Origin of the sequence: Achromobacter sp. UMC46 (assembly GCF_014170335.1) — a bacterium.
GTDB lineage: Bacteria > Pseudomonadota > Gammaproteobacteria > Burkholderiales > Burkholderiaceae_B > Achromobacter.
On record NZ_LZZS01000021.1, the window covers coordinates 36,965 to 50,630 of the forward strand.

Here is a 13,666-nt window from a genome sequence, read left to right on the forward strand (position 1 = left end):
AGTAGGCGGAGGGGTTTGCCGTGAGTGGAAAGATCAGCAAGACCTGGCTGGCGGTAGCCGGCGTAGTGGTATTGGCAGGGGCCATCGGCGCGGGCTGGTGGATGGGCAAGGACCGCCAGGCGGTCGCGCCAACCCCCGTACCCGCTGCATCGACCCCGGCGGCGGCCAATTCGGCCGCACCCGCTGCTGGCGACGCGAAACCGGCGCTGCCGGCCAGCGCGGTGGTCGGTTCGGCCGACCCCTTTGCGGCACTGACCTGCCAGCCCCGCCAATATAACGATGCGCTGTCGCTCTCGGTGACGTTCACGCAACCGGTCGATGGCAAGGCCAACCTGGACAGCTTCCTTCAGGTGACCGACATCGGCTCGACCTCCGGCAAGGCGGACCAGGACAGCGAATCTTCCGCGTCCCCGAACGACCAGCCGGCCTCGGTCAAGCCAGGCGACTCCGCGCCCAAGGGCAAGATCGTCAAGGGCAACTGGGTCGTCGGCGACAACCCGCGCATGGTGTATTTCCCCTACATCCAGCCGCAGCGCAAGTACGCGATCACGGTGCGCTCGGGCTTGCCCGGCGTGGGCGACAAGGTCGTGCTGGCCGAAACGTCGAACTGCGAAGTGACCACCCAGGCCATGCCGCCGTCGTTCTACTTCGCCAGCCGCGGCGTCGTACTGCCGGCCGGCCAGAATGGCGGCCTGCCCGTGGCGACGGTCAATGTGTCCGAAGTCGACGTGCAATTCCTGCGCGTGGCGCCGGAGCGCGTGCCGGAACTGTTCGAAAGCGTGCTGGGCATCGGCCGCAATACCGCGGCCCAGTCCGACGATGACGAAGGCGAGGGCGGCCAATACGACGAAGACGACGGCTGGCGCTATTCCGACAACCGCGGCCTGAAAGGCTCGGTCAGCAACTGGGACCTGGACCGCCTGAATTCGTTGACGACCAGTGTGTACCAAGGCCGTTTCCTGACCGATGACAAGCCCAACCGCCGCCATGTGACCTTCCTGCCCGTCGAAGGCGTGAAGGAACTGCAAGAGCCCGGCATCTACATCGCGGTGATGAGCCAGCCTGGCCGCTTCCGCTACGAATACCAGGTAACGTATTTCTACGTCAGCGATATCGGCTTGCATGCGCGCCGCTACAGCGACCGCATCGAAGCCTATTCCGTGTCGTTGAAGACAGGCCAGGCCATTTCGGGCGCCACGTTCGAATTGGTGGACGGCGCCGGCAAATCGCTGGCCAAGGCCGCCGCCGATTCGCAAGGCCACGTCCGTTTTGAAGGCAGCTTCGCGAATGCGCGCGTCATCCGCGCGTCGCGCGACAAGGAAATGACCGTCCTGGCGCTGGCTGAGCCGGCGCTGGACCTGTCGGAGTTCGACACGGGCGGCCATACGTCGCGCCCGAACAACCTGTTCGTCTACGCGGGCCGCAACCTGTACCGCCCGGGCGAAACCTTCAATGTGTCGGTGTTGCCGCGCGATCTGGACGGCCGCATGCTGACCCCCGCGCCGCTGACCGCCACGATCAAGCGCCCCGACGGCCGCGTGGTGCAGACCACCTTGTGGCAGCCCAAGAAGGACCTGGTGGGCTATGTCGAGCGCGCGATCGACCTGCCGCTGGACGCGCAGACCGGTTCGTGGATGCTTGAATTGCGCGTGGACCCCGCGTCGCGCGCGCCGGATGCGTCGTGGAAGTTCCAGGTCGAAGAATTCCTGCCCGAGCGCATGAAGATGGCGCTGACGTCCGACCAGGACGTGCTGTCCGTGGGCGACGACCTGACCGTCGATGTGCAGGGCGACTACCTGTATGGCGCGCCCGCGGCCGGAAATCGGCTGTTGTCCACCTTCCAGGTCAAGCGCGACCGCTTCGCCCTGGCCCAGCAATGGCCGGGTTTCATCTTCGGAGACGTGGCGGATGATTCGCGCCGCTCGTTTGGCGAGCTGCCGGAAGCGGCGCTGGACGACAAGGGCTATGCGCAGTTGGAAGTCCCGTCGAGCACCGCCGGCACGCATTCGCCCATGAAACTCCGGGTGTCGGCCAGCCTGCTGGAATCCGGCGGCCGCCCGGTGGTGCGCTCCATCGAGCGTAGCGTCTGGCCTGCCGACAAGCTGATCGGCGTGCGTCCGCAATTCGACGGCGACGTCGCCCGCGAAGGCGCGCCAGCCACGTTTGAAGTGATCCGCGCGAACGCCGAAGGCAAGATCGAACCGCTGGCCCAGGCCCAGATGCGCCTGTTCCGCGAAGAGCGCCAGTACTACTGGCGTTTCGATGACCAGCGCGGCTGGAACAGCGGCTATACCGAGACTGATGAACTGATCGATTCGCGCGAGCTCGCGTTGACCGACCGCACCCAGTTGACCGTCCCGGTCAAGTGGGGGCGCTACCGCCTGGAACTGTCCGACCCGGAAACGGGCGAGACGATGCGCTACCGCTTCTACGCGGGCTGGAACGCGCAGGACGCCGACGCCATGGGCAACCGCCCGGACCGCGTCCAGATGAAGCTTGAAGGCGTGCCGGCCAAGCCGGGCGACACCGTCAAGCTGACGCTGACGCCGCCGCACGACGGCCAGGCGCTGATCACCGTCGAAGGCGACCGCATGCTGTGGTCCACCTGGGTGGCCGTGAAAGCGACGGGCACGCAGGTCGAGATCCCCATCAACAAGGACTGGAAGCGTCACGACCTGTACGTGGCCGCCGCCGTGTTCCGTCCCGGCAGCGAAGGCGACCGCGTGACCCCGGCGCGCGCGCTGGGCCTGGCGTTCCTGCCAATCGCCAGCGCCGACCGCAAGCTGGACGTCAAGCTGACCGCGCCGCCCAAGGCCGTGCCCGAGAACAAGACGACCGTGCGCGTCAAGGTGGACGGCGCCCAGGGCAAGCAGGCGACGGTGACCCTGTCCGCCGTGGACGTGGGCATTCTGAACATCAACCAGTACGCCACGCCGGATCCGCTGGACTTCTTCTTCGGCAAACACCGTTACGCGCCCGAATTGCTGGACATGTACGGCAAGCTGATCGAGAAGATGGACGGCACCAAGGGCAAGCTGAAGTGGGGCGGCGACGCCGCCATGCGAGGCGACAGCAAGAGCCTGCCGAAGAAGGTCAAACTGGTCGACCTGTTCTCTGGGCCGGTGACGCTGAACGCGCAGGGCGAGGCGGACATCCCGCTGGACCTGCCCGACTTCAATGGCACGCTGCGCCTGATGGCCGTGGCCTTCACCGCCGACAACTACGGCAGCACCGACACCGAGATGGTGGTGGCGGCGCCGATCGTGGCCGAGCTGAATACGCCGCGTTTCATCACCCCGGGCGACCAGGCGGCGATCGCGCTGGACGTGACCAACTTGAGCGGGGCCGAGCAGAAGATCACGGTCAAGCTGGAAGCGCTGGATCCGCTGGCGATTCCCGACGGCGTGCGCACGCTGACGCTCAAGGACAAGCAGCGCACGACCTTGCGCTTTACCGCGACCACCACCGGTTCGTACGGACTGGGCTTGATGCGCCTGACCGTCGATGGCCAGGGCGGCGGCAAGCCCGTGCACATCGTGCGTGAATCCGTCCTGCAGGTGCAGCCGGCCTATGCGGGCGAGCGCCAGGTGCGCCGCTTGCGCCTGAATCCGGGCGAATCGAATACGCCGCAGGCGTCGTGGGTGTCTTCGTACTATCCGGATTCGGCCTTGGTCAGCATGACCGTGTCGAACCGTCCGCCGTTCAACGTCAACCGCCTGGTCGAAGGCCTGCTGGCCTATCCGTACGGCTGCACCGAGCAGACCATCAGCCGCGCCTTGCCATGGGTGTTGATCGACGACAGCGTGGCCAAGCAGTTCGGCCTGAAGCCGCGCACGCAACTCGAGCGCGCGACCCAGGTTTCGGGCGCCATCGCCCGCTTGTCGGGCATGCGCAACGCGGTGGGCTCCTACAACTTGTGGAGCGGTTCCACCTCGCGCGACGTCTGGCTGACGGCTTATGCCGTGGGCTTCCTGCAGGACGCGCGCGACAATGGCTTCGAAGTGCCTGAAGCCACGCTGGACCGTTCGCGCCAATGGCTGCTGGAGCAGGTGCAGCAGACGTCCAACGGATTCGGCACGTGGTCGGTGAACCTGCGCCGCAATGTCGAAGCAGGCCGCATCGACGGCAGCGACGCCAACATCCTGCGCGAAGACCATCGCCGCTTCGCCGGCCTGGCGACCGCCGTGCTGGCCCTGGCGCGCGACAAGAAGGCGCCGTTGTCGACCGTGCGCCAGTTGTTCGACAACTACCAGGAGCGCGCGCGTTCGCCGCTGCCGTTGATCCAGCTGGCCGCCGCGTTCAAGCTGATGGGCGACGAAGGGCGCATGAAGTCCGCGCTGGACGCCGCCATGACGCGCGAATACGGGTTCCCGCGCCGCAATTACAACGCCTACTACGACGAGTGGCTGGGCGACTACGGCAGCAGCGTGCGCGACTACGCGCTGGCCTATGCGCTGGCCAACCAGTACGGCCTGAAGCACGAGCGCCTGGAAAACCTGATGACGCAACTGACGGCGCGCCTGGGCAACCGTTCGTATCTGTCGACGCAGGAACGGATGGCGCTGCTGCTGGCCGCGCGCGCAAGCGGTGGCGACAAGGGCACGCCGTGGGAAGCCACGCTGACCGTCAACGGCGCGCGCAAGCCGCTGGACGGCGGCAAGAGCGACCAGATGGTGTCGCTGTCGGCGGCCGACCTGGCCAACACGCAACTGGTCAACACCGGCTCGCAAGCGCTGTTCGTGGAGTACGACATCCAGGGCAGCCCGACGGTTGCGCCGAAACCGCGCAACGACGTCATCCAGTTGAAGCGCGGCTGGTACCGGCCCGACGGCAAGCCGTGGGACGGCGGCGCGTTGCAGACCGGCGACATGCTGGTGGTGTGGGTGCAGGCCTCGGCCAACCAGAGCATCCCCGATGCGCTGATCGAGGACCGCGTGCCAGCGGGCTTCGAAGTCGAGAACCTGAACCTGTCGCAAAGCCCCGAGATGCAGGAATGGACGATCGGCGGACGCCGCGTGGCTGACGCCATGGCGGACTCCAACATCAAGCATCGCGAGTTCCGCGACGACCGCTACGTGGCCGCCGTGTCCTTGGGCCGCGGCAAGGTGGACGTGTTCTATCTGGTGCGTGTCGTGACGCCGGGCCGCTTTGCGGTGCCGTCGACGGTGGCCGAAGACATGTACCGCCCCGAAATCCGCGGCGTGGGCGAGCAATGGAGCACGGTCGACATCCGCGACCGCGGCGCCAAGCGTCCTTGACCGCCGCCGCCACCTCCGCGACGGGCGCCCAGCGCGCCCGTCGCTGGCGGCGGCGCGGCATCATCGCGGCCAGCGTGTTGTTTGCGCTGGCCGCGTTGTTATTCGTGCTTGACCGCCTGTATCCGCTTCCTCCCATCGACTCGGGCGGGGCGGCGGTTGTCGTCGCCGCTGACGGCACGCCGCTGCGCAACTATCCCAGCCGTGACGGCATCTGGCGCTACCCGGTCAAGCCGGACCAGGTGTCGTCCAGCTACATGGACACGTTGCTGACTTACGAGGATCGCTGGTTCTATTGGCATCCGGGAGTGAATCCGGTGGCGCTGGCGCGCGCCGGCTGGCAATGGGCCACCAACCGCCGCATCGTGTCGGGCGGTTCCACGCTGACGATGCAGGTCGCGCGGTTGATCGATCCGCAGCTGGCTGGCAAGCCGTCGCGGTCGATGTCCGCGAAATTGCGGCAAGCCTGGCGCGCCGTGCAGTTGGAAATGCACTACAGCAAGGATGAAATCCTGTCGCTGTACCTGACGCACGCGCCGATGGGCGGCATCGTCGAGGGCGTGGAAATGGGGTCGCGGCTGTGGCTGGGCAAACCGGCGCGCGACTTGAGCCCGGCCGAAGCCGCCATGCTGACCGCCTTGCCGCAGGCGCCGTCCCGGCTGCGTCCCGACCGCCATCCAGAGGCGGCTCAGGCCGCCCGCGACAAAGTGCTGGACCGCATGGCCGAGCTGGGCCGCTGGACGCCGGCGGAAGTCGCCGACGCCAAGATCGAAACCGTGATCGCGCCGCCATTGCGGGCGCGCTGGCTGGCGCCGCTTGCGGCCCAGCGCGTGTTGCAGGAAGCCGGCGGCCGACCCGGCAAGCGCCGTCCGGGGGAACGTCCGCCGCTGGTGGCGTCCACGCTGGACGCCGACATGCAGGCCTCGGTCGAACGCATGCTGCTGGACCGCGTCGATAACCTGCCGCCGAAGGTGTCGATGGCCGTCCTGGTCATGGACAACGACACGCTCGAGGTCAAGGCCTACGCCGGATCCGCCGATTTTTCCGACGATACCCGTTATGCGCATGTGGATATGGTGCGCGGTGTGCGGTCGCCGGGTTCTACTCTGAAGCCGTTCCTGTACGCGCAGGCGTTGGACGAAGGCCTGATCCACTCCGAAAGTCTGCTGATCGACGCGCCCATGTCGTTTGGCGGTTACGCGCCGGGCAATTTCCAGGCGGCCTTTTCGGGCCCGATCAGTGTGGCGCAGGCGCTGCAGCGGTCGCTGAACGTGCCGGCCGTAGACCTGCTGGACCGCGTTGGACCGGTCAGTTTCGCCTCGGCGATGCTGGCTGGCGGCGTCCGGTTACGTTTGCCTGCCGGCGCCGAACCAAATTTGAGCTTGATTTTGGGCGGGGGTGGCACCACATTGGAAGAACTGGTCGGCGCTTATCGGGCGTTGGCCCGGGGCGGGATCTCCGGCCGGCCGCGTTTGCGGGCGGAGCAGCCTCGGATCGAGTCCCGTATGATGAGCGCTGGAGCCGCCTGGATCGTCCGCGATATTCTGGAAGGCGGCGGGCATCCCGACCGGCCTTTCTACCAGTCGGGCAGCCCGGCCCGGCGGCTGGCCTGGAAAACCGGGACCAGCTTCGGATTCCGGGATGCCTGGGCGATCGGGGTGACCGACAGATGGACGCTTGGCGTCTGGGTCGGTCGGCCGGATGGCACGCCGAACCCCGGATTTTTCGGGGCGAATGTGGCGGCGCCGCTACTGCAGGATATCGTGGCGGCGTTACCGGAAGGGGTGCAGCAGGTGCGCAGCCGGCCCGAAACGGTGCAGGCGGCAGTCACATGCTGGCCATTGGGTTACAGACTGGGCAGCGTGCCCTCGGGGGAATGCCCCGAACAGCGCGCGGCCTGGCTGCTGAACGACACGGCGCCGCCGTCTTTTGCCGGCTACGCCGACGCCACGCAGGGGCCTTTGCGCCTGGGTGGCGTGGCGAACGGTTCGGTGCTGCGGCCCGTGCCCGGCAGCCGGCAGGTGGCGCTGGATGTGGATGTGCAGGGCGCCGAAGGCGAAGTATGGTGGATGCTTGATGGGCGTGTGGTGAACCACGGCGCGTCGAGTCATCCGTTTAAATTAGTGCTGGCGCAAGACGGCCGGTATACGCTTACCGTCATGGACGCGCATGGTCGCCACGACAGAGTGGTTTTTGAAATCTCTGGCGTTACGCCATGATCGGCATAGAATATGAATCGTGTATTTGACCGCTTCGATGCAATACGGAGGAAGCGTGATTTCTCAAGAGCTTGAAGTCAGCCTGCATATGGCTTTCGTCGAGGCCCGTTCGGCCCGGCACGAATTTATTACCGTCGAGCATCTGCTATTGGCACTGCTCGATAACGCTTCGGCAGTCGAGGTTCTGCGCGCGTGCGCGGCGAACCTGGACGATTTGCGCCGCAACCTGCGCCAGTTCGTCTCGGAGAACACGCCCGTGATCCCCAGCGGCGCCGAGGTCGACACGCAGCCGACGCTGGGATTCCAGCGCGTGATCCAGCGCGCGATCATGCATGTTTCCGCAGGCGGCACCGGCAAGAAGCCCGTCACCGGCGCGAACGTGCTGGTGGCCATTTTCGGCGAAAAGGATTCCCACGCTGTTTATTACCTGCAACAGCAGGGCGTGACGCGGCTGGATGTCGTCAATTTCCTGTCGCATGGCATTACCAAACAGCCCCAGGTGGAGTCCGCCGCCGTGCAGAAAGAGCAGCAGTCCAATGGTGAAGAACAGGGCGAATCGCGTCAGTCGCCGCTGGATCAGTACGCCACGGACCTGAACGCCGCCGCGCTGGCGGGCCGCATCGATCCCCTGATCGGACGCGAGCACGAAGTCGAGCGCGTGATCCAGGTGTTGTGCCGCCGCCGTAAGAACAACCCGCTGCTGGTCGGCGAGGCCGGCGTGGGCAAGACCGCCATCGCCGAAGGCCTGGCCTGGCGCATCACGCGCGGCGAAGTGCCCGAAATCCTGCAGGCCGCCCAGGTCTTTTCGCTGGACATGGGCGCGCTGCTGGCCGGCACCAAGTACCGCGGCGATTTCGAACAGCGTCTGAAGGGCGTGCTGAAGCAGATCCGCGGCAACCCCGACGCAATCCTGTTCATCGACGAGATCCACACGCTGATCGGCGCCGGTTCGGCGTCGGGCGGCACGCTGGACGCGTCCAACCTGCTGAAGCCGGCGTTGTCTTCCGGGCAGCTCAAGTGCATCGGCGCCACCACGTACACCGAGTATCGCGGCGTGTTCGAAAAGGACCACGCGCTGTCGCGCCGGTTCCAGAAGATCGACGTGCCGGAGCCCAGCGTCGAGCAGACCGTGCAGATCCTGCGCGGGCTGAAGAGCCGCTTCGAAGAGCACCACAGCGTCCGTTATTCGGCCGCGGCCCTGTCGGCGGCTGCCGAGCTGTCCGCGCGCTTCATCAACGACCGTCACCTGCCTGACAAGGCCATCGACGTGATCGACGAGGCCGGCGCCGCACAGCGCCTGTTGCCGCGGTCGCGCCAGAAGAAGGTGATCGGCAAGGTGGACATCGAGAACATCGTCTCCAAGATCGCCCGCATTCCGCCGCAGTCCGTTTCCAACGACGACCGCAGCAAGCTGGCCACGCTGGACCGCGACCTGAAAACGGTCGTGTTCGGCCAGGACGGCGCGATCGATGCGCTGGCTGCCGCCATCAAGATGGCGCGCTCGGGTCTGGGCAAGCCGGAAAAGCCGATCGGCGCCTTCCTGCTGTCGGGTCCCACGGGCGTGGGCAAGACCGAAGTGGCGCGCCAGCTGGCGTTCACGCTGGGGGTCGAGCTGCTGCGTTTCGACATGTCGGAATACATGGAACGCCATGCGGTGTCGCGCCTGATCGGCGCGCCGCCGGGATATGTCGGGTTCGACCAGGGCGGCTTGTTGACCGAAGCCATCACGAAGCAGCCGCATTGCGTGCTGCTGCTGGATGAAATCGAAAAGGCGCACCCGGATGTGTTCAACATCCTGCTGCAGGTCATGGACCACGGCACGCTGACCGACAACAACGGCCGCAAGGCGGACTTCCGCAACGTCATCCTGATCATGACGACGAACGCGGGCGCCGAAACCTTGAACCGTCCGTCGATCGGGTTTGCCAATTCGCGGATGCTGGGCGACGAAATGGCGGAAATCCGCCGCATGTTCACGCCTGAATTCCGCAACCGCCTTGATGCGATCATTCCGTTCGCCGCGTTGGACCGCGAGGTCATCCTGCGCGTGGTGGACAAGTTCCTCATGCAGCTGGAAGACCAATTGCATGAGCGCCGCGTGGAAGCCGTGTTCACCACGAAACTGCGCGAACACCTTGCCAAGGAGGGGTTCGACCCGCTCATGGGCGCACGTCCCATGCAACGTCTCATCCAGGACACCATCCGCCGCGCGCTGGCCGACGAACTGTTGTTCGGCAAGCTGGTCGACGGGGGGTCGGTCACGGTCGACCTGGACGATGCGGGCAAGGTGACGCTGGACTTCGACGATAGCGGCAAGCCGCCTTCATCGGATGCGCCTGACAAGCAGGAAGTCGAACTGATCGATTGATGACCGCGGACCGCCAGCCGCTGATCGAGTGCGAACACTGCGCAAGCGTTTATCGCCGACATCAGCTTGAACCTGGTGAGACTGCCAATTGCGCCCGCTGCGGAGCCATACTTTGGCGCTACAGCGGGCTTAGTCTGTCCAATTGGCTGGCCCTCGCCATCTCTGCCCTGATCATTTTCGGGGTGGCCAACGCCTACCCGGTCGCTTCCATGTCCGTTCAGGGCATGGTTCAAGAGGCGTCCTTGCTGGACGCCATTTCCATTACCTGGCGTCAAGGCCATTGGGTGGTCGCCGTCATGACGGGGCTGGCCGGCTTCGCGTTGCCGCTCCTGCAACTGACGGTGCTGCTGTGGGTGCTGGGGCCCTTGTCGCAAGGCCGCGAGCCCGTGGCGTTCCGCGGCGCGATGCGGCTGCTGGGCGTGCTGCGGCCGTGGTGCATGGTGCCCGTGTTCCTGCTGGGCGTGCTGGTCGCGGTGGTGAAACTGGCCGGCATGGCGGCGGTGTCGCCGGGCATCGGGCTGGGCGCCTTCGGCGTGCTGACCATTTTCCTGACGATGCTGGGGCGGCTGTCGCCGCATGTGCTGTGGCGATACGCAGAGTCCGTGGACGTGGTGCCCGTGCACATCCCTGAAAGCTCGCCGGATACGGTGCTGGCCGGCTGCCATGTCTGCGGCCAGGTGCAGGCGCTGCCGCGCGATGCGGACCCCGAAGAAGAACACCATTGCGTGCGCTGCGACGCGGTCGTGCACTACCGCAAGCCGGACCATCTGGCCCGCACCTGGGCGCTGCTGCTGGCGGCGGTGGTGTTCTACATTCCCGCCAACGTGCTGCCCGTCATGGAGGTCAGATCCGTGCTGGGTGACAGCGCCCACACCATTCTGGGCGGTGTCGTCGAGCTATGGGAGATGGGTTCCTGGGACATCGCGCTGATCGTCTTCATCGCCAGCGTGGCCGTGCCGTTGACCAAACTGCTGGCGTTGATCCTGCTGCTGTTGACCGAACAATGGCGCAGCACGACCAACTTGCGGCCGCGCACCCGCTTGTATCAAATGGTCGAGTTCATCGGCCAGTGGTCGATGCTGGACGTTTTTGTCGTTATATTGCTGGCGGCGCTGGCCGATTTTCAGGGACTGATGGAAATCAGCGCCGGCGCGGGCGCTGCGGCCTTTGGGGTGGTGGTGATCCTGACCATGCTGGCCGCCATGAGCTTCGACCTGCGGCGCAGTTGGGATCTGGAAGGCGAGAGCGAGATCGATATGCCCGAAGTCGAGGGAAGGGCTCCCCCGGCACCGGCGCAGCAACACGCACAGCGGCAAATGGCGCCTGTAACAAGCAAAGAAGTGGGCTAGCAACCGTGGTTTCCCACTTAAGAAGAAAAAAGGAAAGTTGATGTCCGACCAAGCTCCTGGATCCGGTGACGACAAGCAGTACCGTTCGCCGACCATCTCGCGCAAGCAGAAGAGCAGGATCTCATGGATCTGGCTGGTGCCGATCGTGGCAGCCTTGATGGGCATATCCCTGGTTGTGCGCACGTGGATGCAGGCCGGGCCCGACATCTCCATTTCATTCAATACGGCCGAAGGGCTGGAAGTGGGCAAGACCCAGCTGCGCTACAAGGACGTGAACATCGGCACGGTCAAGTCCATCGGCTTCAATGAAGACCGCAGCAAGGTGGTCGTGCAGGCCGCGCTGGCCAAGGAAGTGGCCGACCTGGCGCGCGAGGGCACCAATTTCTGGGTGGTCCGGCCGCGGCTGGACGTGAGCGGCGTATCCGGCCTGGGCACGTTGCTGTCCGGCGCCTACATCGGCGTGGACGCCGTCGAAGGCAAGAACGGATCCAGCGCCAAGGCCACCAAGCTGAATTTCGAAGGGCTGGAGATTCCGCCCGCGGTCACGCATGACCGCGCGGGCAAGCGCTTCATGTTGAAGGCGTCCGACCTGGGATCGCTGGATATCGGTTCTCCGGTGTATTTCCGCCGCATCAATGTGGGCCGCGTGATCGGCTATGCGTTGGACAAGACCGGCGGCGCCGTGAATGTGGAAGTGTTCGTGGATGCGCCGAACGACAAGTTCGTGACCAACGGCACGCGCTTCTGGAACGCCAGCGGCGTGGACTTCAGCGTGAACGCCGACGGTTTGAAGGTGCGCACGCAGTCGCTCGTGTCGATGGCGGTGGGCGGCGTGGCGTTCGAGCCCGTCCAGAGCGCGCGCGACGGTGCGGCGCCCGCGCCCGCCGACGCGAATTTTGACCTGTATCCCACCGAATCGGCCGCCAAGGCCAATCCGGACGGTGAGGCCTTCCCGATCCGCATGCGCTTTGACCAGTCGATCCGCGGGCTGGCGGTCGGCGCGCCGATCGACTTCAACGGCATCACGCTGGGCAATGTCACGCAGATCAACCTGGACTTCGATCCGGTCTCCAAGCGCTTCTATTCGCTGGTGGACGCCACGCTGTATCCGGAGCGCCTGGGCCGCGTGTACGAGGAAGTGCGCGAGCGCGCGACGAAGGACGGCGACGTGGCCGGCACCCGCTTGCTGGGCGTGATGGTCAAGCACGGCCTGCGCGCGCAGCTGCGCACGTCCAACTTGCTGACCGGCCAGTTGTACGTGGTGCTGGACGACTTCCCGAATGCCAAGCCGGTGGAGTTCAAGCCGTCCGATCCGGCCATCATCCCGACGATCCCGGGCAACCTGGACCAACTGCAGCAGCAGGTCAGCAACATCGTCGCCAAGATCGAGAAGATCCCGTTCGACAAGATCGGCGAAGACCTGCGCACCACGCTGGCCAGCACCTCCAAGCTGATGACCCGCCTGGACAAGCAGGTGGCGCCGGAAGCGCAGAGCATGTTGAAGCAGGCCAAGGAGTCGATGGCCAACATCAACGCGATGCTGGCGTCGGACGCCTCCTTGCCGGTCAATACCGAAAAGGCGATGCAGGAACTGAGCCGCGCGGCGCGTTCGCTGCGGGCGTTGGCCGACTTCCTGCAATCGAATCCCGAAGCCTTGCTGCGTGGCCGCGGCAATGACCCGATTCCCGGCGCAGGCCCTGTCAGGAACTGAAGAACATGACTATTTCCCCCATGCGTACCGTCCTGTCCCTGCTGGTTGCCGGCGCCGCCCTGGCGGGCTGCGGCTCGTCGCCACCGGTGAACTACTACACGCTGCAAGGGCCGACAGCGTCGGCGCCAGCATCCGCCACTGCGCCGGCGGGCTTCTTGATCGAAGTCCAGCCTGTCAGCCTGTCGACCCAGGCGGATCAGCCGCAGTTGATGGTGCGCACGGGCGACGGCAGCGTGTCGGCGCTGTATTCGGAACGCTGGAGTTCGCCGCTGGGCGACGAGTTGCGCGGCGCGCTGTCGGATGCGCTGAAGCGGGAGCTGGGCGCGCTGGACGTGCAGATGGTCAAACCCGGTCCGGGCGCGGCCGTCTGGCGGGTGCAGACCGACGTGCAGCGCTTTGATCTCGTGACCGGCAGCATGGCGCAGCTGGATGCGACCTGGCGCGTCCGGCCCGTCAATATGAAGGGCACGGGGCTGCTTTGCCGCAGCGTGGTCACGGAACCCGTGTCGCAAGCCGGCGTCCCCGCGCTGATCGCCGCGCAGCAGCGCGCCGTGGTCAGTCTGGCCGGCGTGATGGCCTCGGCCATCCGGGGGCAGGCCCCCGCAGGATCAGGATCTGTGCAGATGCTGGGTTGCTCGGCCTTGAAGGATTGAGAAATCTACGTGATCTCAAGCGGTTAACCTAGGGTTAACCTTAATACAAACACGGTTGCAACCTGTCTAGCATACGGTCCTACCCATGCTGGGTTCTTTTTGAGCCCGGTA

The 13,666-nt window shown here is 65.7% G+C and carries 6 protein-coding genes; all 6 read left to right on the forward strand.

Features of this window, described 5'->3' with window-relative positions:
* Positions 1 to 20 precede the first annotated feature (20 nt).
* The 6 genes from A9973_RS16690 to A9973_RS16715 are packed head-to-tail and all read left to right on the forward strand — an operon-like array spanning position 21 to position 13,555.
* Positions 21 to 5,258, forward strand: coding sequence for an alpha-2-macroglobulin (locus A9973_RS16690; RefSeq protein ID WP_370539498.1), 5,238 nt, complete (start codon positions 21 to 23; stop codon positions 5,256 to 5,258).
* Positions 5,255 to 7,474: a penicillin-binding protein 1C gene (pbpC, locus tag A9973_RS16695; protein ID WP_183014839.1), complete on the forward strand. Its 2,220-nt coding sequence runs from the start codon at positions 5,255 to 5,257 to the stop codon at positions 7,472 to 7,474. The genes A9973_RS16690 and pbpC overlap by 4 nt, the downstream gene beginning before the upstream one ends.
* 55 nt (positions 7,475 to 7,529) lie before the next feature.
* Positions 7,530 to 9,842, forward strand: coding sequence for an ATP-dependent Clp protease ATP-binding subunit ClpA (clpA, locus tag A9973_RS16700; protein WP_183014840.1), 2,313 nt, complete (start codon positions 7,530 to 7,532; stop codon positions 9,840 to 9,842).
* A complete protein-coding gene (locus tag A9973_RS16705; RefSeq protein WP_183014841.1) occupies positions 9,842 to 11,191 on the forward strand; it encodes a PqiA/YebS family transporter subunit in 1,350 nt (449 codons plus the stop codon). Before clpA ends, A9973_RS16705 begins: the two co-directional genes overlap by 1 nt.
* Before the next feature lie 40 nt (positions 11,192 to 11,231).
* Positions 11,232 to 12,902, forward strand: coding sequence for an intermembrane transport protein PqiB (locus tag A9973_RS16710; protein WP_183014842.1), 1,671 nt, complete (start codon positions 11,232 to 11,234; stop codon positions 12,900 to 12,902).
* 5 nt (positions 12,903 to 12,907) lie between these two features.
* Entirely contained in the window at positions 12,908 to 13,555 is a 648-nt protein-coding gene (locus A9973_RS16715; protein WP_370539499.1) for a membrane integrity-associated transporter subunit PqiC, read from the forward strand.
* Positions 13,556 to 13,666 lie beyond the last annotated feature (111 nt).